Raw genomic sequence first — 20,187 nt, 5'->3', positions numbered from 1 at the left:
AGCGGCGAGCCTCCGGAAGAACGGCCGTCGCGCACCAGCGACTCGCCCACTAGACCCGGACGGGTGGCCCGTCACAGCCGGCAACGAGCGGCACCGCCGGGAGGCGGCGCAAGCGAGGTGGTACCGCGGTCGTCAGATCGTCCTCGTGGTGTCAGGACCGGACTTCGTCCGTCCTCAGCCCGCGAGACGAGAGAGAGCCATGACGTACCCCAAGGTCAGCCACACGGACGCCACCCGAGTCGCGAGCGCGCCGACGTTCCCGGCGATCGAGGAGGCCGTGCTGGCCTACTGGGAGTCCGACGACACGTTCACCGCGAGCGTCGAGCAGCGCGACGCCGGCACCGACGGCAGCAACGAGTTCGTCTTCTACGACGGCCCGCCCTTCGCCAACGGCCTGCCGCACTACGGCCACCTGCTCACCGGCTACGTCAAGGACCTCATCCCGCGCTACCAGACGATGCGCGGCAAGCGGGTCGAGCGTCGTTTCGGCTGGGACACCCACGGCCTGCCCGCCGAGCTCGAGGCGATGCGCCAGCTCGGCCTCAAGACGACCGACGAGATCCACGAGCTCGGCATCGAGAAGTTCAACGCCGCGTGCCGCGAGTCGGTCCTCAAGTACACCGGCGACTGGCGTGACTACGTCACCCGCCAGGCCCGCTGGGTCGACTTCGACAACGACTACAAGACCATGAACCCCGAGTTCATGGAGTCGGTGATGTGGGCCTTCAAGCAGCTCCACGACAAGGGCCTCGTCTACGAGGGCTACCGCGTGCTGCCCTACTGCTGGAACGACGAGACCCCGCTCTCCAACCACGAGCTGCGCATGGACGACGAGGTCTACCAGGTACGCCAGGACCCCGCCGTGACCGTCGGCGTCCGGCTCGACCCGCAGGGCGAGGACGACGAGCTCGCCGGCGTGCTCGCGCTCGTCTGGACGACGACCCCGTGGACGCTGCCCTCCAACCTCGCCGTCATGGTCGGCGAGGACATCGAGTACGTCGTCGTCGAGGCCGCCGTCCCCGGCACCGACACCACGGCCCGCTACCTCATCGCCGAGTCGCGCCTCGCGGCGTACTCGCGTGAGCTCGGCGAGGACCCGCACGTCGTCGGCCGCCACCGGGGCGCGGACCTCGTGGGCCGCTCGTACACGCCGCCGTTCTCCTACTACCTCGGCCACGAGCGGGCCTTCCGCCTCGTGCCCGCCGAGTTCGTCACCACCACCGACGGCACCGGCCTGGTCCACACCGCCGGGGCCTTCGGTGAGGACGACAAGGTGGTCACCGACCGCGAGGGCATCGAGCCGGTCATGCCGGTCGGCAAGGACGGCCGCTTCACCTTCCCGGTCGCGGAGTACGAGGGCATGCTCGTCTTCGACGCCAACCTGCACGTGATCGACCACCTCAAGGCCGTCACCCGCGGCGAGCCCGGCGGCTCGGTCACGCCCGGCACCGTGCTGCTGCGCCGCGAGACCTACGACCACTCCTACCCGCACTGCTGGCGCTGCCGCGAGCCCCTGATCTACAAGGGCGTCTCGTCGTGGTTCGTCGAGGTGACCGCGGTGAAGAACCGCCTGATGGAGCTCAACCAGCAGATCCGCTGGGTGCCCGAGCACATCAAGGACGGCAGCTTCGGCAAGTGGCTGGAGAACGCCCGCGACTGGTCGATCACCCGCAACCGCTTCTGGGGCAGCCCGGTGCCGGTGTGGAAGTCCGACTCCGAGGAGTACCCGCGCCTCGACGTCTACGGCTCGTTCGAGGAGATCGAGCGCGACTTCGGGACCCTGCCGCGCAACGCCGACGGGGAGGCCGACCTGCACCGCCCGTTCGTGGACGAGCTCACCCGACCCAACCCCGACGACCCGACCGGGAAGTCGACGATGCGCCGCGTCACCGACGTGCTCGACGTCTGGTTCGACTCCGGCTCGATGTCCTTCGCGCAGGTGCACTACCCGTTCGACAACAAGGACTGGTTCGAGCACCACTTCCCGGGCGACTTCATCGTCGAGTACATCGGCCAGACCCGCGGCTGGTTCTACACGATGCACGTCCTGGCCGGCGCGATCTTCGACCGCCCCGCGTTCGAGACCTGCCTCAGCCACGGCATCGTGCTCGGCAACGACGGCCAGAAGATGTCCAAGTCGCTGCGCAACTACCCGGACGTGCGCGAGGTCTTCGACCGCGACGGGGCCGACGCGATGCGCTGGTTCCTCATGTCCAGCCCGATCCTGCGCGGCGGCAACCTCGTCGTCACCGAGCAGGGCATCCGCGACTCGGTGCGCCAGGTGCTCATCCCGCTGTGGAACAGCTGGTACTTCTTCAGCCTCTACGCCAACGCGAGCGACCACGACGCCCGGTGGCGCACCGACAGCAGCGACCCGATGGACCGCTACATCCTGGCCAAGCTGCGCGAGTACGTCGGCGCGATGACCCACCAGCTCGACAACTACGAGGTCGCCAACGCGTGCGACTCGACGCGATCGTTCTTCGACGTGCTGACGAACTGGTACATCCGCCGCTCGCGCGACCGCTTCTGGGGCGACAACGCCGACGCCTTCGACACCCTCTACACGGTGCTCGAGGTCGTCTGCCGGGTCACCGCGCCGCTGATGCCGCTGACCACCGAGGAGGTCTGGCGCGGCCTCACCGGCGAGCGGTCGGTGCACCTCACCGACTGGCCGTCGGTCGACGACCTGCCCGCCGACGAGGCGCTGGTGGCGTCGATGGACACCGTCCGCGACGTCTGCTCGGCCGGCTCCGCCCTGCGCAAGGCCGCCAACCTGCGCAATCGGCTCCCACTCTCGCGGCTGACGGTCGTGGCCGAGGCCGACCTGTCCGGCTTCGAGTCCCTCGTGTCCGACGAGCTCAACCTCAAGGCCGTGGACCTGCTGGCACCCGACGCGCCCGAGGCGGCGTCGTACGGCGTGTCCCAGCGGCTGACGGTCAACGCCCGCGCCGCCGGTCCCCGGCTCGGCAAGGACGTCCAGCACGCGATCAAGGGCTCCAAGACGGGCGACTGGTCGGTCGCCGAGGACGGCACCGTGACGTCGGGCGGGCTCGCCCTCGTCGAGGGGGAGTACTCCCTCGAGACGGTGGCCGGCACGGCCGACGACTCCACCGCGGTGGGCATGCTGCCGCGCGGCGGCTTCGTCGTGCTCGACACGGCCGTCACGCCCGAGCTGCAGGCCGAGGGCACCGCCCGCGACCTGGTCCGGGCCGTGCAGCAGGCGCGCAAGGACGCCGGGCTCCAGGTCAGCGACCGGATCGCGCTGTCGGTCGCGGGGCCGGCCGACGAGCTGGCCGCCGCTCGCTCCCACGAGGCGCTGCTCGCCGAGGAGACGCTGGCGACGAGCGTCGCGTACGCCGACGCGGCCGACGTCGCCGTCTCCGTCGAGGTCGCCGGGCGCTGACCCGCCCTGCAGACATCCCGAGGCTCCGGGGGCGTGGCTCTCGCACCGCCCCCGGAGCCCGGCTGGTTGAATCGGCCCCATGCCACTTGACCTCTCGGCCGACGTCGTCACCCTGACCCAGCAGCTCGTCGACATCGAGTCGGTGAGCCACCACGAGCAGGAGATCGCGGACGCCGTCGAAGCCGCGCTGCGTGCGCTCCCGCACCTCACGGTGACCCGGCGCGGCCACACGCTGGTCGCGCGCACCGAGCTGGGTCGCGGCGAGCGGGTGGTCATCGCCGGCCACCTCGACACGGTCCCGCTCAACGACAACCTGCCCTCGCGCCTCGAGGACGGCATCCTCCGCGGGCTCGGCACCTGTGACATGAAGGGCGGCGACGCGGTGATGCTCAAGCTCGCCGCCGACCTCACCGAGCCCGACCGTGACCTCACCTTCATCTTCTACGAGGCCGAGGAGGTCGACTCGGTCCACAACGGGCTGCGCAAGCTCACCGAGAGCGACCCCGGCCTGCTGGAGGCCGACTTCGCCATCCTCATGGAGCCGAGCAACGCCGCCGTCGAGGCCGGGTGCCAGGGCACGATGCGCGTCGACGTCCGCACGACGGGGGAGCGGTCCCATTCGGCCCGCAGCTGGAAGGGCGTCAACGCCATCCACAAGGCGGCGCCCGTCCTGGCGCGGCTCAACGACTACGTCGCCCGCCAGCCGCTCATCGACGGGCTGGAGTACCACGAGGGACTCAACGCCACCGGCATCCGCGGGGGCGTCGCCGGCAACGTGATCCCCGACGAGTGCGTCGTCGAGGTCAACTTCCGCTTCGCGCCCGACCGCAGCGAGCAGGACGCCGAGGCGTTCGTCCGGGACTTCTTCGCGGGCTTCGAGGTCACCGTCACCGACATGGCGGCCGGCGCGATGCCCGGCCTGGACCGGCCCGCGGCGAAGGCCTTCGTCGAGGCCGTCGGCGGCCAGGTCGCGCCGAAGTTCGGCTGGACCGACGTCGCCCAGTTCACCAAGCTCGGTGTGCCGGCCGTGAACTTCGGACCGGGCGACCCGATGTTCGCCCACAAGCAGGACGAGCACGTCCCGGTCGAGCACATCGAGCGGTGCGAGCGCGTGCTGCGCGCGTGGCTCGGCGACGGGGGCGTGCAGGCATGAAGGACCGCTTCAAGGGCCCGATCCTCGAGCGTCGCGGCCAGGTCGAGGAGGGCACCACCGACCAGCGGCTGCTGGACTCGCGCGGCTCCGCCGACTGGGTGCACACCGATCCGTGGCGCGTGATGCGGATCCAGGCGGAGTTCGTCGAGGGCTTCGGCGCGCTGGCCGAGATCGGCCCGGCGATCGGGGTCTTCGGCTCGGCCCGCACCGCGCCCGACGCGCACGACTACGGCATCGCCGAGCAGGTCGGACGCCGGCTCGTCGAGGAGGGGTTCGCGGTCATCACCGGCGGCGGGCCCGGAGCGATGGAGGCCGCCAACAAGGGGGCCAGCGAGGCCGGGGGCGCGAGCATCGGCCTGGGCATCGAGCTGCCCTTCGAGGCCGGCCTCAACCAGTGGGTCGACAAGGGCATCAACTTCCGCTACTTCTTCGCCCGCAAGACGATGTTCGTCAAGTACGCCCAGGGCTTCGTGGTGCTGCCCGGAGGGCTCGGCACCTTCGACGAGCTCTTCGAGGCGCTCACCCTCGTCCAGACCCAGAAGGTCACGTCGTTCCCCGTCGTCCTGATGGGCGTGGACTACTGGAGCGGCCTGCTCGCGTGGCTGCGCGACACCGTGCTGGCCGGGGGCAAGATCAATGCCGCCGACCTCGACATGATCACGCTGACCGACGACGTGGACGAGGCCGTGGCGATGATGGTCGCCGCCCGCGCGGACCGGGTCCCCACCCCCACCCCCGAGCGGCCGGAGTGACCCGATGACCTGGTTCTTCGCGATCCTGATCGTGCTCGCCATGGGCGGGGTCGCGGTCGTGGCGTCCGGGCGCGGCGGGTCGCTGCCGGAGGCGTACGACGACCGCCCCGACGTACGCATCCCGGCGGACGGTCCGCTGTCCAGCGACGACGTGCGCGGCGTGCGCTTCTCGCTGGGACTGCGCGGCTACCGGATGTCCGAGGTGGACGCGCTGCTCGAGCGCCTCGCCACCCAGCTGGACCAGCAGGCGGCCCGTCCCGCCGATGCCCCTGCCGAGGACCCCGCGGCGCGTCCCGCGCGTGGCGACGGCGACCCGACCTAGGGCACACTGCGCGGATGTCCACCGAGATCCTCGTCTACATCCTCACCCCGCTGGCGGCGGTGGTCGTGGTGTTGACCCGGCTGCGGCTGGCCAGGGGCGATGCCGTCGCCGGCCAGTTCCAGATCAGTGAACGACTGCTGCTGCTCCACACCGTCGCGGGCACGATCGCGCTGCTGCTGTGGGTGCCCTTCCTGGCCTTCCCCGAGGACTCGTTCCTCGGTGGCTCCCTCGTCGGGATCGTCGCGCTCGGCTTCTTCTGGCTGACCGTGATGGCCGGGCTGCTGATCCTGACCCGGTGGCTGCCCACCCGGGGCCGGCACGCCGACGACCGGGCGACCGACGGCTGGAGCAAGGGGCCCGGCCTCTCGATCCTGGCCCACGTCGGCCTGCTCGTCGGGGTCAGCGTCTTCACCTACGCCTACCTCACCTCCGCGGTGTGAGGCGCCTCGTCCCGCTCGTCGTGGGCGGAGTGCTGACGGCGGTGCTGGTCGGCGCGCCCGCGGCGCCGGCGTCGGTCGGCACGACGGCGACGACCACCTCGTCACCCCACGCCGCTGCGGCGTACGCCCGCACCGACCGCGGGCCGGCGGTCGTCGAGCACCGCGTCATCGGTCGCTCGGTGCGCGGGCGGCCCCTGCACGCGTGGCGCCTCGGCGAGCCCGGCAAGCGCCGGGTCGTGCTGCTCTCGACCATGCACGGCAACGAGCCCCACACCCGGCAGATCCTGACCAGCCTGCGTGACGGCCGGCCGGTCCGGGGGATCGACCTGTGGGTCGTGCCCGTCGTCAACCCCGACGGCCTCGCCCAGCGCACCCGGCGCAACGCGCGGGGCGTCGACCTCAACCGCAACTTCCCGCACGACTGGGCCGACCTCGACGGCAACTACGAGTCGGGACCGCGGCCGGCGAGCGAGCCGGAGACCCGTGCGGTGATGGGGTTCCTGCGGCAGGTCCGTCCTCGCCGGGTGCTGAGCTTCCACCAGCCGCTCAACGGCGTCGACACCGACACCAAGGACCCGCGCTTCGCCCGCCGGCTCGCGCGGGCACTGCTCCTCCCGACCACCACCCTGGACTGCGGCGGCCTGTGCCACGGCACCATGACGAGCTGGTACAACGCCCGCTTCGCCGGCGCCGCGCTCACCATCGAGTACGCCGCCCGCCCGCCCCGGCACCGGATGGTCGTCGAGGCACCGCGCCAGCTGCTGGGTGTGCTCGGCGCCCGCCGGGTTTCACCGGGCGCCCGGTGATCCCGTGGGTTGGCGTGCGCTGCAGCACGCGCCAATCCACTGGACCACCGGTCAACCGGTGATCCCAGGCAGTACCACCTGCCCGGTCAGCGGCCGTGGAAGGTGGGCTTCTCCTTCGCCATGAAGGCGTCGACGGCGGCGAGGTGGTCCTCGGTGCCGCCGGTGAGGGCCATCTTCTCGGCCTCGAAGGCCAGCGACTCCGCGAAGGGGTGCGACGAGGAGTGCTCGACCGCCTGACGGATCGAGCCGAAGGCGACCGTGGGACCGGCCGCGAGCCGGACCGCCAGCTCACGCACCGTGGCCGCGAGCTCGTCGGCGGGCACGACCTGGGTGGCGAGCCCGAGCTCGAGGGCCTCGGCCGCCGGGACCGTGCGCGGGAAGTAGAGCAGCTCCATGGCCTTGCCCCGGCCCACGAGGCGCGGCAGCGTCCAGCTCGCCCCGGTGTCGCACGAGAGCGCGACCCCGGCGAAGGAGGTGTTGAAGGCGGCCGAGTCCGCGAGCACGCGGAAGTCGGCGGCGAAGGCCAGGCTCGCACCCGCGCCGGCCGCGACGCCGTTGACGGCCGCGACCACCGGCTTGGGCATCGTGGCCAGGGCCAGCACGGTGGGGTTGTAGTGCTTCTCCACGGTGTCGGACAACGGCACGCTGGTGTCGCCGCGCAGGCCGGCGAGGTGCTCCTTGAGGTCCTGTCCGACGCAGAACGCCCGGCCGCTGCCGGTGAGCACGACGCAACGCACCTCCGGGTCCGCCGCCACCTGCTGCACGCGCTCCAGCAGCAGGTCCTTGGTCGCCACGTCGAGACCGTTCATGGCGTCGGGCCGGTTGAGGGTGATCGTGGCGACGCCGGCGTCGACGTCGAGGAGGACAGGATCGGTCGAGGTCATGGCCGCAGTCTGCCCGATCAGGCGGAGGTGAGCGTGCGGGCCACGAACGCCTCGGAGGCGGACGCCAGCCGGCCGGCCTCGCGGCGGAAGTAGTCGGTCGCCCGGCGACCGGCCCAGTCGTCGGGCAGCAGCTCGCGGGGCAGCCCCGGGTCGGTGAAGAGGAACTTGCGCCACTCGTGCACGAGGTGGAAGCGGGCCGCGAAGGCTGCCTCCTGGGGGTCGTCGTGGGCGGCGAGGTGCGCCTCGACCGAGGCGGCGGCGTCGTCGAGCCACGCGGCGTACTCGGCCCCGATGGCCTCGATGTCCCAGGCTCGGACGGGCGAGCCCGGCGGGTCGAAGTCGGTCGCCCGTGCGGTCGTGGCGCCGGCGCCGGCCCGGGCGAGCGTCTCGCCCAGCTCTGCGCGCACCCACGGGCTGACCCAGACCCGGTCGTCGAGCTCGGCGTACCCGAGGTAGGGCAGGTCGCGCAGCACGGCCGCCCGCACGGTCCGGGAGGGGAAGGGGTCCAGGAACAGCAGCTGCCAGCAACCGTCCCACCGTGTGTCGCGCCGGCGGTAGATGCGCTCGGACGCCTCCTCGAGCCGGCGGATCGCCTGGGGGCTCGCGGCGTAGCCGCGGTGGCCCTCCACGGTGGCCGGCTCCAGCCAGCCCTGCGACACCATCCGCGAGATCGCGGTGCGGACCGCAGGAGCAGCGATCCCGATGGGCGCGAGGAGACGCACCAGGTCGGCCACCGCTGCCCGGTGTCCGCGGGTGCGCAGGTGGTCGCCGTAGACGTCGAACAGGGCGGACCTCGCGTGCATGGTCGGAGTCTGCCAGCCCCTGTGGTGCCCATCACCCGCGACATGGGGGATAATGGACGTAGAACGACTTCGTCGGGGTGGCATGCCGCCTCGATTTCGCATGTGGAGCCACGCGGCCCACTGAGCTGAATCAGGAAGAGGGTTGCGCCGATGGCCGCCATGAAGCCCAGGACTGGGGACGGACCGCTCGAGGTCACGAAGGAAGGCCGTGGCATCGTGATGCGCGTCCCGCTCGAGGGCGGTGGACGCCTGGTGGTCGAGCTCAACGCCGACGAGGCGGGTGCCCTCGGGGACGCCCTCAAGGACGTCGTCGGCTGATCGTGGCCTCGACCCCCCCGCTCCCTTCCCAGGTCTCGCCCCCGGAGTTCGCCCTCAGCCCCGCGTTGCCGCACCAGATCGGCGGCGCAGCGGTCTGGGCCTTTCCGGTCCTCCCCGGTGAGGACGGCGAGGTCATCCTCGGTCCCGGCGCCGACGAGGCGTCCGAGCTGCTCGGGGTCGACCTCCTGGGGCTCCTCGAGTCCGCCCGCGCCACCGGTCGCACCGGTGAGGTGACCACGGTCCCGGTCGTCTCCGACGCGGTCACGATGGTCCTCCTGGTCGGGCTGGGCGAGCAGACCGTCACCGACTTCCGCCGCGCCGGTGCCACCGTCGCCCGGGCCACCCGGGACCGCGCCAGCGTCGTCACCTCCATCACCGCCATCGCGCCCGAGGGTGCGCTGGGTGCGTTCGTGGTCGGTGCGGCCCTCGGCTCCTTCGCCTTCCACTGGCGCTCGACCGGTCCTGCCGAGAAGCCCGTCGGTCGCATCGTGCTCGCGGGCGTCGACGACCACGACGGGGCGTACGACGACGAGCTCGCCCGTGCCATCGCGCTCGGTGGCGCCGGGTGGCGCTCCCGGATGCTGGCCACGGTGCCGGCCAACCTCAAGAACCCCGCCTGGCTCGCCGAGCAGGCCGAGGAGTTCGCGGCCGAGGCCGGCCTCGAGGTCACCGTCTGGGACGAGAAGGCGCTGGCGGCCGACGGCTTCGGCGGCATCCTCGCCGTCGGCGGCGGCTCCGACTCCCCGCCCCGGCTGATCCGCCTCGACTACACGCCGCCCGGTGCGGGCAAGGGCACGCCGACCGTGGCGCTGGTCGGCAAGGGCATCACCTTCGACAGCGGTGGCCTCGACATCAAGCCCGCCGAGAGCATGCTCTCGATGAAGCGCGACATGTCCGGCGGTGCCGCGGTGCTCGCCACCATGGCCGCGCTGCGCGACGTCGGCTGCCCGGTGCGGGTGGTGGGCCTGGTGCCCGCCGCCGAGAACTCCATCAGCGGGTCCGCCATGCGTCCCGGCGACGTGGTCCGTCACTACGGCGGGCGCACCAGCGAGGTCAACAACACCGATGCCGAGGGCCGTCTGGTCATGGCCGACGCCATGGCGTACGCCGTGGCCGAGGTCCGCCCCGACGTCCTCGTCGACATCGCCACCCTGACCGGGGCCATGAAGGTCGCGCTCGGACAGGGGACCGGCGGTTACTTCGCCAACGACGAGGTCCTGTCCGGCCTGCTCGCCGAGGCCGCCACGACCTCCGGCGAGCTGCTGTGGCGGATGCCGCTGGTGGCCGACTACGAGGACAAGGTCAGCTCCAAGATCGCCGACGGTGACAACGCCGCGGGCGGCGCCGGGGCCATCACGGCCGCCCTCTACCTCCAGCACTTCACCGGCGACGTCCCGTGGGCCCACATCGACTTCGCGTCGATCGCCGAGGCCCCCGCCGACCGCTACGAGTGGACCGCCGGACCGACCGGATTCGGGCCGCGCCTGCTGCTCACCTGGCTCGGGTCGGAGTCCCCGCTCGAGGGCGTCGGGCGATGAGGGGCCTCACGGTCCGCTGGTCGCTCGTCGACGCCCCCGACGGGGTCGAGGAGGCGCTCGCGTCGTACGTCGCGGAGACCTCGCACGCGCGCTTCACCGGCATGGCGGGGCTGGCCTTCAAGACGTGGCGGATGCGCCGCGGCGAGTGGTTCGAGGGGTCCTACGTCTTCGGGTCCGACGAGGCGCGGGCGGAGTTCCAGCGGGCCTTCGTCGAGACCGCCGCCGAGGCGCCCGGGTCTCAGATCATCGGCAGCCCGCCGGTCCTCGTGGAGGAGTGCGACGTCGTCGCGATCGCGGAGGGCTGGGACGGCTTCAGCGCCTCGTCGCGCGCCTGAGCGACCCGCCGGCCCGGGTGGGCACCGGGTCGCGCGTCGGCCTCAGGCCTCCGGGGACCAGATCTTCTTGGCGCAGACCAGCCCGTCGCCGACGGGCAGCAGCACCGACACGAGCGAGTCGTTGTCGGCGATGGAGCGGCCGAGGTCGCGGATCGCCACGGTCTCCTCGTCGCGCTGCGCCGGGTCGGCGACCTTGTCGTGCCACAGGGCGTTGTCGAAGGCCACCACGCCACCGGGGCGCAGCAGCCGCAGCGCCTCGGTGAGGTACTCGGCGTACTCGCGCTTGTCGCCGTCGCAGAAGACCATGTCGTAGTGGCCGTCGGTGAGGCGCGGCAGGACGTCGAGCCCGGCGCCGGCGATGGTGCGCGCCCGGTTGGCCGGGACGCCGGCCTCGCCGAAGGTCTCCTTGGCCAGCCGCTGGTGCTCGGCCTCGATGTCGACCGTGGTGAGGACACCGTCGGCGCGCATGCCGCGCAGCAGCCACAGGCCCGACACCCCGGTGCCGGTGCCGATCTCGACCACCGCGCGGGCGTCGAGGACGGAGGCCAGGAAGCGCAGCGCGGCGCCCGCACCCGGACTGACGGGGGAGACCCCGACCTCCTCGGCGCGGGAACGGGCGGAGGCGAGGACGTCGTCCTCGGCGACGAACGCCTCGGCGTAGGTCCAGCTCGCGGGCTTGATCGGGGTGGTGATGGTGGCCTCCTGGGTCGGACACGCACGGCAGCCGGGCCGCGTGCATCGAGTGCGGCGACTCTATCGCGCAGCGGCCGTCCCACCACCCGGCAGCACGGTCGGGCCGCACACGCTCGCGGTCGGTGTCCGGGAACACCGGGGCCTGCTCCTCCGTTGTCGAGGAAGACCGGCCGATTCCCAGCAAGGCGGGGGCCGGCTCACAGGGTTCTCTCAGGACCGCTCCCTAGGTTGAGGAAGGCCAGAGCACTGTTCAAGCGCCACACCACCCAGCAGGGGGCAGCCGTGGACCACTCCACCGACACCACGGACACCGGCCCCGCGCCCGTCGGCGCCGTGCCCACCTGGGACGAGGTCGTCGAGCAGCACTCCGACCGGGTCTTCCGGCTCGCCTACCGCCTCACCGGCAACCGCCCCGACGCCGAGGACCTGACGCAGGAGGTCTTCGTCCGGGTCTTCCGCTCGCTGGACTCCTACACGCCCGGCACCTTCGAGGGCTGGCTGCACCGCATCACCACCAACCTCTTCCTCGACGGCGCCCGCCGCAAGCAGCGGATCCGCTTCGACGCGCTCTCCGACGAGCGCGCGGCGCGACTCCAGAGCGCCTCGCCCGCGCCCGACGCGGCGTACGCCGACCAGACCTTCGACGACGACATCGAGAGCGCGCTCGCCACCTTGCCGCCCGACTTCCGTGCCGCCGTGGTGCTGTGCGACGTGGAGGGCCTCACCTACGAGGAGATCGCCGAGATCATGGACGCCAAGCTGGGCACCGTGCGCTCGCGCATCCACCGCGGTCGCGCCATGCTGCGCCGCGCCCTGGCGCACCGCGCGCCCGTCGAGGGTCGGGAGCGGTACGCCGGACCGGCGCTCGCCGACGAGGTCGCCCGGTGAGCCACCTCGGGTCCCGCGTGAGCGCGCTGCTCGACGGCCGGTTGCCGGCCGCCGAGGAGGAGCGCCTGTGGGAGCACGTGCACACCTGTCACCCCTGTCGTGACCTCGTGGAGCGCGAGGGCTGGGTCAAGACCCAGCTGGCCGGCCTCTCCTTCGACTGCGGGGGTGCGCCGGCGGGGCTCAAGGACTCGCTGCTGTGCCCCACCTCCGCGCTGCGCCCGGAGGCGTTCCCGACCACGTCCCGCCCGCGGCACCGTGGGCTCGCCATGATCGGCGGCGGCGCGGCCGGTGCCGCGGTGGTCGGCGTGCTCGCACTGGGCGCCGTCGGCTCCCCGCAGGTCGAGCGCCGCGCCCCGGTCAGCGACCTGAACCGCCCGGTGACGACCTCCAACGTCGACCCGCAGAGCCGACCCGTACGCCGCCCGCGCACCCTGGCGCCGACCCAGGTGTCGGCCTCGCGGTCCGCCGACGAGAAGTCCGGCCAGGAGTCCGGACAGGCCCGCTCCGTGCGCCACCTGCTCGACGGGCTGGCCGCGCGGGGGACAATGGCCCCGTGAGCGACCAGGAGCACCCGGACCACCGTCTGCCTGCGCAGCCCGACCCGCTGTCCGATCCCGGGCACGGTGAGCGCAGCGCCGACACCGACGCCGACGCAGGCGAGCCCACCCAGCCGATCCCCGGCTGGACGCCGCCCACCCAGCCGATCCCCGGCTGGACGCCGCCCACCCAGGCGCCGGCAGCGGCTCCGGAGGCCACGCCCGCCGCGGACCCGTCGGGCCCTCCCACCGCCTCGCCCTTCGGGCCCCCTCCCGCGGCCGCCCCGACCGACTCGACCGCCCCGCCCGCCCCGCCCCGCCAGGGACCGGCCCCGTTGTCCCCGATCCCGCAGCAGTCGTGGGGACCGGGCGGGACCGTCCCCTCCTCGTCCGAGCGACCGTTCGGCGGCTTCTTCACCGGGGAGCCCGCCACGGCCCCGATGCCGGTCCAGCCCACGGACGGCCGTCGGCGGGTGTCGCGCTGGACCTGGCCGGCCGTCGCCTTCCTCGCCCTCGTCGTGGGACTGCTCGGCGGGTTCCTGGGCGCCCTGGGCTTCGACCGTCTCGATGACGACAACGGCCGCTTCGAGGGCGGGCTCGACGCCGTCCAGACGCGGGACTCCGCCCCGCTCGACGCCGACAACGGCTCGGTGCCTGCCGTCGCCCAGGCGTTGCTGCCCAGCACCGTCCAGATCATCGCGGCCCTCGACGGTGAGGACGGCGGTGCCACCGGGTCGGGCTTCGTGCTCGACCGCCAGGGCCACATCGTGACCAACAACCACGTGGTCGCCTCGGCCGCCGAGGACGACGGCACGATCAGGGTCGTCGACTCGGAGGGCACCCGCCACGACGCCACCGTCGTCGGCCGCAGCCCCGTCTACGACCTCGCGATCCTCCAGGTGGACGAGGTCGAGGGCCTCGTCCCGGCCGCCCTCGGTGCGTCCACCGTGCTCAACGTCGGGGACCCTGTCGTCGCCTTCGGCTCCCCCCTGGGCCTGAGCCAGACCGTCACGTCGGGCATCGTCAGCGCGCTCAACCGTCCGGTCACCACGGGCGACTCCGACAACGAGTCTTCCTACATCAACGCGGTCCAGACGGACGCGGCCATCAACCCCGGCAACTCCGGCGGACCGCTGGTCAACCTCGCCGGCGAGGTCGTGGGCGTCAACTCCGCCATCGCCACCACCGGTGGCAGCCTCATGGGCGAGTCGTCGGGCAACATCGGGGTCGGCTTCGCCATCCCGATCGAGCAGGTCCGCACGACGGCCGACCAGATCCTGGCCACCGGGGAGGCGCGCTACCCCGTCATCGGCGCGCAGGTGCGCACCGGCGGCAGCGACTCCCAGGGGGCGCTCATCACGCAGGTCAACGACGGCACGCCCGCGCAGGACGCCGGTCTGGTGGAGGACGACGTGGTCACCCGGGTCGACGGGGCCCCGGTCACCGACGGCATCGCCCTGATCGTGGCGATCCGCACCCACCAGCCGGGCGACACCATCGAGTTCACCGTCCGTCGTGACGGCGAGGAGCGCACGGTCGAGGTCACCCTCGACGGCGAGGTCGGCTGATCAGTCGGCGTCGCCGCGACCGGCGTCGCTCTCCACGAACGGGTGGTCGGAGACGAACGTCTTGGTCTCGGCGTACATCCGCTCGATGAACCGCTCCAGCTCCGCGCCCTCGACGCGCCACTGGCCGCGCCCGCCGATCTTGATGGCGGGCAGGTCCCCCCGGCGGACCAGTGCGTAGACCTGGGCGCTCGACGTGTTGAGCACCTCGGCCACGTCGGCCAGGGTGAGGAAGCGGGGGGAGTCCGGCATGGGGGCCATGGTGCCAAACTCCGTGCCCGAGGGGTACGACGACCCGGTGCCTGTGGACGAGCAGGTGTGCGATCGCGTCCGGGTGGACATGATGCTGTGCGTGTCTCGGACCCACACCGCTCCCGACGTGCCCGCCGCCACCCGCGCCCAGCCGCCCGGCTGGCGCGATCCGCGCCTGTGGGTCGGGGTCGCCCTTGTTGCCGTGTCCGTCGTCGCGGGGGCCCGCCTGCTCGACGGCGCGGACCGGAGCGTGACCGTCTGGGCGGCGGCCGTCGACCTGGCGCCGGGCGACCGCCTCTCCGCCGAGGACCTGGTGGCCACGTCGGTGCGCTTCGAGGAGGCCGCCGACCTCGACCGCTACCTCGCGACCGACGACCCGCTGCCCGACGGGCTCCAGCTGGTGCGTGGGCTCGGCGAGGGCGAGCTGGTCCCCGGTGCGGCGCTGGGGTCACCGGAGGACGGCGACACCGTGAGCCTGTCGCTGTCGTTCCCCAGCGAGCTGGTGCCGAGCGGCATCGCGACCGGCTCGGTCGTCGAGCTGTGGGTGGTCCCGGGCGAGGCCGCACGGCGCAGCGAGCTGTCCGGGCCGGTGCTGAGCGACGTCGTCGTCATCGACGCGCCGACGGCCGGTGAGTCGCTCGGCTCGGTCGGCGTCGGCCGCCAGCTGGTGCTCGGCATCCCGCGCGACGAATCGGAGGCGCTGGCGGAGCTCCTCGCCGCGAGCGAGGAGCAGCGCGTGCGGGTCCTCGGGCAGGGCTGAGCCATGATCTGCGTGCTGATGATGGCCTCGGGTGCCGCGTGGGAGTCCGCGGCGCTCGCCCGCCTCGACGGCCAGGACGGCGTCGTCGTGCTGAAGAGGTGCGTCGACGTCGACGACCTGCTGGCGACCGCCACCAGCGGTCAGGCCGACGTGGCGGTGGTCGGGCTCGAGGCCCCCGGCCTCGACCCCTCGGCGGTCGCCCACCTGCGCAGGTACGCCGTGCGTCCGGTCGCCGTGGTCTCGCGCACCGACGACCCCGACGTCCTCACCCGCGCCCAGCGCATCGACGTACGGGCGCTGGTCGCCTTCGACGACCCGGACGGCCTGGCCGAGGCGGTCGCCACGGTGGAGGACGTCGCGGACACCCGGGTCCGGGCCGATGCGCTGGCGCCCCCGGCCCCCGACGCGCTCGAGGCCGATCCCGGCCACCGCCTCGTCGTGGTGTGGGGACCCGGTGGCGCACCGGGTCGGACCACCACGGCCGTCACCCTCGCCTCGCTGCTCGCCCGGCGGGGTCGCGACACCGTGCTGGTGGACGCCGACCCGTACGGCGGTGGGGTGGCCCAGCAGCTCGGCATCCTCGACGAGGTCTCCGGCATCCTGTCCGCCGCGCGGCTGGCGGGGTCGGGACACCTGGGCGAGAGGTTCGCGTCGACCTGCCGGGGAGTCGGTGACCACCTGCGGGTCGTGACCGGCCTGCCCAGGGCGGACCGCTGGATCGAGGTCCGGGGCTCCGCACTGGAGCAGACCCTCGAGTGTGCGCTCGAGCACGGCGACGTGGTGGTCGACACGGGCTTCAGCCTGGAGGACGAGCCCGGCCAGGACTTCGGCTCCCGACCCTCGCGCAACGCCATGACGATCACCGCGCTCGACCTCGCCGACGAGGTGGTCGTGGTCGGCTCCGCCGACCCGGTGGGACTGTCCCGCCTGGCCCGCGGGCTGGTCGAGCTGCGCGACCGGACCGGAGGGGCGCCCGTGCGCGTGGTGGTCAACCGGATGCGCCCGACCCTGGGGTGGTCGGAGCGGGAGATCGCCGGCATGGTCGAGGGTTTCTCCCGCGTGCTCGGACTCCACTTCCTGCCCGACGACCGTGCGGCCGCCGACCGGGCCCTGGTCTCGGGCCGCGCGCTGGTGGAGGCGGGGGACACGGCCCTGCTGCGCGGCTACGGAGCCGTGGCGGACGCGACGTTCCCTGCGTCCGCGCCCCCGGTGGTCGGGGGGCGGCGAGCGGGTCGGCGGCGCTGGAGGCGTACGTCCACGACGTGATCTGAACCACGTTCAGACTCGCGGGTTTTGTCAACGATCTGACAAGACGGCGTCAAGAGGTGACACTGGGATCCCCCCCGGATCCACCCCCTCTTTGGAGTACTCCCATGCAGAGTATGTTTGCGCGCCTCGGCGCGCCCGTAAGTTTGGTCATTTGCCTCGGACTGGCCGCGGCGCCCGCCGTCGCAGCACGGGACACCGCATCCCGTGCCGCCGACCAGATCAGGGGCTCCGGTCGGCCGGACATGATCAAGGCCCTCACCGGCAACGACCGCGTGACGTCGAAGGGCGGCAAGGACGTGGTCTATGCCGGCCCGGACAACGACTGGGTCGACGGCGGCTCCGGCAACGACAAGCTCTGGGGCCAGGACGGCCGCGACACCCTGCTGGGCGGCGGTGGCGGCGACCTCCTCATGGGCGGCACCGGCAACGACGCGCTCGACGGCGGCGACGGCGTGGACAACGTCGTCGGCGGCCCCGGCAACGACGCCCTGGTCGGACAGGTCGGCAACGACAAGCTGCAGGGCCAGGGCGGCGACGACTCCTTCGTCGGCGGCACGGGCAACGACTGGCTGGTCGGTGCCGCGGGCAACGACACCATCGACGGCGGCACCGAGGGTGACCGCATCGACGGTGGCACCGGCCACGACGCCATCCTCGGTGGGGACGGCAACGACCTGATCGACGGCAACGGCGACAACGACGCCATCGACGGTGGAGCGGGCGACGACCGCCTCGCCGGTGCCTCGGGCGACGACTCCATCGCCGGCAGCGACGGCGCGGAGAACATCAACGGCGGTCCGGGCAACGACGTCCTCGACGGCGGCACCGGGGACGACGGGATCGCCCCCACCTCCAAGGGCAACGGCGAGCGCTCCCCGGAGATCAACGGCGGCCCCGGCAACGACGTGATCCGCGGCGGCGACGGCCGCGACAAGCTGCTCGGCCTCGACGACAACGACGTCATCGACGGTGGGCCCGGTGACGACTACGCCCTCCAGGGCGGCAACGGCGACGACGTCATCATCGACGGCGACGGCAACGACCACTACATCAAGGGCGACCCGGGCGACGACACCTTCTTCGTCGGTCCCGGCGAGGACAAGGTCTACGCCGAGCAGGGCAACGACACCATCTACCTGTACGACGACGGCGTCCGCGACGAGTTCTACTGCGACGACTACGACGACATCGGCACCGCCGCGGAGGGCAAGAACGACCGCGTCATCTACATCGGTCGCATCGACCCCCTCGACAAGATCCGCGCGGAGCGTGAGACGTGCGAGTCGATCACCGTGATCAGCCACCTGCCCGCCGGCTGGCCCTACGGCCCGGTGGCGGGTGTCAGCGCCCGCGCGGCCGCGCAGCCGACGGCCGCACCGGTGGCGGCGTCGTACGCCGCACGACGGCTCGCCGCGATGGGCTGAGCCCTTCACGACCTCCGGGTGGTGAACGGGACCGGTGTCGGCCAAGGGCCGGCGGCCGGTCCCGTTCGCCGTTCTGCGTGATCCGGTCGCGCGGGCGTCAGGCGGCGAACAGCAGGTAGAGCCCGCCCACGGTGAAGAACACCATCGCGACGAGCAGCGAGAGCTGACCGGTCAGCTGGTGGCGCCGGGGGAGGATCCGGACCGCGCGGTCGTGGGCCGCGATCACGCCGAGCACGTGGCCGACGACCACGGCGCCGACCTTGAGCCGGGCCAGGAAGTCGGGGTGGAAGGACAACCAGTAGTTGACCTCGAGGTCGGCGGTCCCGAGGTAGTCGTCACCGCGGCTGAACGGGTCGCTCAGCTGCACGATCGTCGTCTGGCCGTACTCCACGAGGTAGGTCAGGTAGTGGGCGATGATGTAGCCGACGATGATCGGGACGACCGAGTGCGCGAAGACGTCGGGCAGCGTCGAGCGACGGACCTCGGGTCCCACACCGGTCGCCATGCAGCCGGCCGCGAAGACGACCCCTACGCCCACGCAGAAGACGAGCAGCGCGATGTTGTCGATGAGGCCCGAGGGGATCGACGTCGTCTGGACGAACCTCACCCACGGGCTGGCCTCCTTGAACGAGTCGTACGCCGTGCTCCCGAACAGCACGGCGACCACGCCGACGAGGCCGGGAGCGACCGGGACGGTGTCGAGGTTGGCGAGCGGGCTCCGGACGACCAGGCGCCCGTCGCGGTGTCCCCAGACCGACAGCTTGGCCACCAGCGACGAGTAGACCTCGAAGGGGTCCGCCCGCTCGTAGAAGCGGTTGCCGAAGAGCGCGCCACCGATGAGCATGATGCCGATGTAGATCGCGCACCAGAGGCGAACCGGGCCGATCTCGGTGGAATGCGGGTAGACCAGCTCGAGCCACACGAAGGCGTAGAGGCCCACCGCGGCCGGCCAGTAGCCCAGCCGCTCGGGGTAGGCGTACATCCCCACCTCGGGGTCGCTGCCCGACACCTTGGCCAGCACGGCGTTGATGGTCCGGCTGGGGCTGATGGCCTTCCAGACCGGGCCGAGGAGCACCGACGCGGGGACGATCCCGACCCAGAGCAGCGTGTAGAAGACGCCGAGGAACGGGTTGACCAGGCTGTCCTGTCCGAAGACGGCGGCCGCGGCGACGTACAGGAAGAAGACGAAGCCGACGACGCGCAGCGCGACGTGCCACGCGGTGGACGACGTCAGCCGGTCGAGCCACGCCGGTGCGGGCCGGCCGCTGGTGGCGGCGTCGTAGCGCGGGGAGCGCCACGCGACCGCCAGCACCGTGAAGGACACGACCAGCGCGGCGACCGCGCCGGCGATCGCGAGCTCGAGCGGGATCGGGAGGTCCTTGGCGCCGCCGATCCCGTGGGCGAGCAGGTCGCGCTCGGCGGTGGGCAGGCCCACCTCAGCGGACTTCGAGCTGGACGACCACGAGCTCGAGGTCGTGCGACTCGACCTCGACGATGCCGGGCTGGTCGATGACCAGCGGGAGGGTGCTGGTGCCGGCCTCGTAGGCCAGCTCCTGCTCGGGGGTCGAGTGCACGTGCAGCTCGCCGGGGGCGTCGGCGGTGACGACCAGGTCGATCTCCTCACCCAGCGGGACCGCGACGCGCTCCCCGTTGGGGGTGACGGTGTCGCCCTCGAAGGTGATCTCGATGGTGGGCCGCTCGGGCTCCGGCGTCTGCGTGTTGTCGCTGGGCGTCGCGGACGCGCTCTCGCTGGTGCTCTCGCTCGCCGACTCCGAGGCCGAGGCGGACGAGCTGGTGTCGGGCTCCGGGGTGGTGTCGTCACCGCCGCAGCCGGCGACGCCCAGCGTCACCAGCAGCAGGGTCGTGGCCAGCGGGGTGAGCCGCGTCGCGCGCATGGGTTCCTCCAGCGAGTCGGTGTTGCGGGGCCTGCACCCCGTGTCGGCGTTGGACTCCCACCGCTCGGGGTGGGAGCCTCTGCCAGAATCGCACGGGGAGCAACACCGTCGGCGTCCGGGCCGTCCCGTGGGCCGCCAGGAGTGTCCG

The 20,187-nt window shown here is 72.6% G+C and carries 21 protein-coding genes; 15 read left to right on the top strand and 6 right to left on the bottom strand.

Annotated elements, in window-relative coordinates; translation table 11 throughout:
* Window positions 1-199 precede the first annotated feature (199 nt).
* The 6 genes from ileS to ASG88_RS03255 all read left to right on the top strand — a co-directional run bounded on the left by ileS (window position 200) and on the right by ASG88_RS03255 (window position 6,879).
* Window positions 200-3,406, top strand: coding sequence for an isoleucine--tRNA ligase (gene ileS / locus ASG88_RS03280; RefSeq protein WP_056885923.1), 3,207 nt, complete (start codon window positions 200-202; stop codon window positions 3,404-3,406).
* Between the two features lie 79 nt (window positions 3,407-3,485).
* Window positions 3,486-4,559 carry a succinyl-diaminopimelate desuccinylase gene (gene dapE, locus ASG88_RS03275; RefSeq protein ID WP_056885922.1) on the top strand — a complete coding sequence of 358 codons (1,074 nt, stop codon included), beginning with the start codon at window positions 3,486-3,488 and terminating at the stop codon, window positions 4,557-4,559.
* The gene (locus ASG88_RS03270; RefSeq protein ID WP_056885921.1) at window positions 4,556-5,311 is read left to right on the top strand and encodes a TIGR00730 family Rossman fold protein; all 756 of its coding nucleotides are present in this window, start codon (window positions 4,556-4,558) and stop codon (window positions 5,309-5,311) included. Before dapE ends, ASG88_RS03270 begins: the two co-directional genes overlap by 4 nt.
* Before the next feature lie 4 nt (window positions 5,312-5,315).
* Complete coding sequence (locus ASG88_RS03265; RefSeq protein WP_056885920.1) at window positions 5,316-5,633, top strand: DivIVA domain-containing protein; 318 nt, start codon at window positions 5,316-5,318, stop codon at window positions 5,631-5,633.
* 14 nt (window positions 5,634-5,647) lie between these two features.
* Window positions 5,648-6,073, top strand: a complete 426-nt coding sequence (locus ASG88_RS03260; RefSeq protein WP_056885919.1) for a hypothetical protein — start codon at window positions 5,648-5,650, stop codon at window positions 6,071-6,073.
* Complete coding sequence (locus tag ASG88_RS03255; protein WP_056885918.1) at window positions 6,070-6,879, top strand: M14 family zinc carboxypeptidase; 810 nt, start codon at window positions 6,070-6,072, stop codon at window positions 6,877-6,879. Before ASG88_RS03260 ends, ASG88_RS03255 begins: the two co-directional genes overlap by 4 nt.
* A gap of 86 nt (window positions 6,880-6,965) precedes the next feature.
* Here ASG88_RS03255 and ASG88_RS03250 read toward each other — a convergent pair whose 3' ends face one another.
* Window positions 6,966-7,763: an enoyl-CoA hydratase/isomerase family protein gene (locus ASG88_RS03250; RefSeq protein WP_056885917.1), complete on the bottom strand. Its 798-nt coding sequence runs from the start codon at window positions 7,761-7,763 to the stop codon at window positions 6,966-6,968.
* A 17-nt stretch (window positions 7,764-7,780) separates the two neighbouring features.
* Window positions 7,781-8,566 (bottom strand): PaaX family transcriptional regulator C-terminal domain-containing protein, encoded by a 786-nt coding sequence (locus ASG88_RS03245; RefSeq protein WP_056885916.1) that lies wholly within the window; start codon window positions 8,564-8,566, stop codon window positions 7,781-7,783.
* A gap of 150 nt (window positions 8,567-8,716) precedes the next feature.
* Here ASG88_RS03245 and ASG88_RS22400 point away from each other — a divergent pair, with 150 nt between their 5' ends.
* Genes ASG88_RS22400 through ASG88_RS03235 form a run of 3 tightly spaced genes read left to right on the top strand, consistent with a single transcriptional unit; the run spans window position 8,717 to window position 10,757 of the window.
* Window positions 8,717-8,884: a DUF3117 domain-containing protein gene (locus ASG88_RS22400; protein WP_082599809.1), complete on the top strand. Its 168-nt coding sequence runs from the start codon at window positions 8,717-8,719 to the stop codon at window positions 8,882-8,884.
* A gap of 2 nt (window positions 8,885-8,886) precedes the next feature.
* Window positions 8,887-10,422: a leucyl aminopeptidase family protein gene (locus tag ASG88_RS03240; protein WP_056885915.1), complete on the top strand. Its 1,536-nt coding sequence runs from the start codon at window positions 8,887-8,889 to the stop codon at window positions 10,420-10,422.
* Window positions 10,419-10,757, top strand: a complete 339-nt coding sequence (locus tag ASG88_RS03235) for a hypothetical protein (protein ID WP_056885914.1) — start codon at window positions 10,419-10,421, stop codon at window positions 10,755-10,757. The genes ASG88_RS03240 and ASG88_RS03235 overlap by 4 nt, the downstream gene beginning before the upstream one ends.
* A gap of 42 nt (window positions 10,758-10,799) precedes the next feature.
* Here ASG88_RS03235 and ASG88_RS03230 read toward each other — a convergent pair whose 3' ends face one another.
* Window positions 10,800-11,438, bottom strand: a complete 639-nt coding sequence (locus tag ASG88_RS03230; protein WP_414858625.1) for an O-methyltransferase — start codon at window positions 11,436-11,438, stop codon at window positions 10,800-10,802.
* A gap of 294 nt (window positions 11,439-11,732) precedes the next feature.
* On the opposite strand from ASG88_RS03230, the gene sigE reads away from it, so the two are divergent.
* The 3 genes from sigE to ASG88_RS03215 are packed head-to-tail and all read left to right on the top strand — an operon-like array spanning window position 11,733 to window position 14,442.
* On the top strand, window positions 11,733-12,338 hold the full coding sequence (gene sigE, locus ASG88_RS03225) for an RNA polymerase sigma factor SigE (protein WP_056885912.1): 606 nt from the start codon (window positions 11,733-11,735) through the stop codon (window positions 12,336-12,338).
* The gene (locus tag ASG88_RS03220; protein ID WP_056885911.1) at window positions 12,335-12,895 is read left to right on the top strand and encodes a zf-HC2 domain-containing protein; all 561 of its coding nucleotides are present in this window, start codon (window positions 12,335-12,337) and stop codon (window positions 12,893-12,895) included. Before sigE ends, ASG88_RS03220 begins: the two co-directional genes overlap by 4 nt.
* Window positions 12,892-14,442, top strand: coding sequence for a S1C family serine protease (locus tag ASG88_RS03215; RefSeq protein WP_056885910.1), 1,551 nt, complete (start codon window positions 12,892-12,894; stop codon window positions 14,440-14,442). The genes ASG88_RS03220 and ASG88_RS03215 overlap by 4 nt, the downstream gene beginning before the upstream one ends.
* On the opposite strand, the gene ASG88_RS03210 is transcribed toward ASG88_RS03215, so the two are convergent.
* Window positions 14,443-14,691, bottom strand: coding sequence for a helix-turn-helix domain-containing protein (locus ASG88_RS03210; RefSeq protein WP_056886059.1), 249 nt, complete (start codon window positions 14,689-14,691; stop codon window positions 14,443-14,445).
* A gap of 100 nt (window positions 14,692-14,791) precedes the next feature.
* Between ASG88_RS03210 and ASG88_RS03205 the strand changes: the two genes are divergently transcribed.
* From ASG88_RS03205 to ASG88_RS03195, 3 genes are all read left to right on the top strand, one after another.
* A complete protein-coding gene (locus tag ASG88_RS03205) occupies window positions 14,792-15,451 on the top strand; it encodes a hypothetical protein (RefSeq protein ID WP_157559525.1) in 660 nt (219 codons plus the stop codon).
* Between the two features lie 3 nt (window positions 15,452-15,454).
* Window positions 15,455-16,717: an AAA family ATPase gene (locus ASG88_RS03200; RefSeq protein ID WP_056885908.1), complete on the top strand. Its 1,263-nt coding sequence runs from the start codon at window positions 15,455-15,457 to the stop codon at window positions 16,715-16,717.
* 107 nt (window positions 16,718-16,824) lie between these two features.
* On the top strand, window positions 16,825-18,144 hold the full coding sequence (locus tag ASG88_RS03195; protein WP_082599808.1) for a calcium-binding protein: 1,320 nt from the start codon (window positions 16,825-16,827) through the stop codon (window positions 18,142-18,144).
* A gap of 97 nt (window positions 18,145-18,241) precedes the next feature.
* Here ASG88_RS03195 and ASG88_RS03190 read toward each other — a convergent pair whose 3' ends face one another.
* Window positions 18,242-19,579: a hypothetical protein gene (locus tag ASG88_RS03190; RefSeq protein ID WP_235534704.1), complete on the bottom strand. Its 1,338-nt coding sequence runs from the start codon at window positions 19,577-19,579 to the stop codon at window positions 18,242-18,244.
* 1 nt (window position 19,580) lies between these two features.
* On the bottom strand, window positions 19,581-20,039 hold the full coding sequence (locus tag ASG88_RS03185; RefSeq protein ID WP_157559524.1) for a hypothetical protein: 459 nt from the start codon (window positions 20,037-20,039) through the stop codon (window positions 19,581-19,583).
* Window positions 20,040-20,187: the final 148 nt, after the last annotated feature.

It is taken from the genome of Nocardioides sp. Soil777 (assembly GCF_001428425.1).
Classification (GTDB): Bacteria; Actinomycetota; Actinomycetes; order Propionibacteriales; family Nocardioidaceae; genus Nocardioides; species Nocardioides terrigena.
This window is presented reverse-complemented; position numbering and strand designations above follow the sequence as displayed.

What these genes read in the sequence shown, in the direction of transcription:
- ileS (WP_056885923.1), top strand. Translation starts at nt 200, where the DNA reads ATGACGTACCCCAAGGTCAGCCACACGGACGCCACCCGAGTCGCGAGC.
- dapE (WP_056885922.1), top strand. Translation starts at nt 3,486, where the DNA reads ATGCCACTTGACCTCTCGGCCGACGTCGTCACCCTGACCCAGCAGCTC.
- ASG88_RS03270 (WP_056885921.1), top strand. Translation starts at nt 4,556, where the DNA reads ATGAAGGACCGCTTCAAGGGCCCGATCCTCGAGCGTCGCGGCCAGGTC.
- ASG88_RS03265 (WP_056885920.1), top strand. Translation starts at nt 5,316, where the DNA reads ATGACCTGGTTCTTCGCGATCCTGATCGTGCTCGCCATGGGCGGGGTC.
- ASG88_RS03260 (WP_056885919.1), top strand. Translation starts at nt 5,648, where the DNA reads ATGTCCACCGAGATCCTCGTCTACATCCTCACCCCGCTGGCGGCGGTG.
- ASG88_RS03250 (WP_056885917.1), bottom strand. Translation starts at nt 7,763, where the DNA reads ATGACCTCGACCGATCCTGTCCTCCTCGACGTCGACGCCGGCGTCGCC.
- ASG88_RS03245 (WP_056885916.1), bottom strand. Translation starts at nt 8,566, where the DNA reads ATGCACGCGAGGTCCGCCCTGTTCGACGTCTACGGCGACCACCTGCGC.
- ASG88_RS22400 (WP_082599809.1), top strand. Translation starts at nt 8,717, where the DNA reads ATGGCCGCCATGAAGCCCAGGACTGGGGACGGACCGCTCGAGGTCACG.
- ASG88_RS03235 (WP_056885914.1), top strand. Translation starts at nt 10,419, where the DNA reads ATGAGGGGCCTCACGGTCCGCTGGTCGCTCGTCGACGCCCCCGACGGG.
- ASG88_RS03210 (WP_056886059.1), bottom strand. Translation starts at nt 14,691, where the DNA reads ATGCCGGACTCCCCCCGCTTCCTCACCCTGGCCGACGTGGCCGAGGTG.
- ASG88_RS03200 (WP_056885908.1), top strand. Translation starts at nt 15,455, where the DNA reads ATGATCTGCGTGCTGATGATGGCCTCGGGTGCCGCGTGGGAGTCCGCG.
- ASG88_RS03195 (WP_082599808.1), top strand. Translation starts at nt 16,825, where the DNA reads ATGCAGAGTATGTTTGCGCGCCTCGGCGCGCCCGTAAGTTTGGTCATT.
- ASG88_RS03185 (WP_157559524.1), bottom strand. Translation starts at nt 20,039, where the DNA reads ATGCGCGCGACGCGGCTCACCCCGCTGGCCACGACCCTGCTGCTGGTG.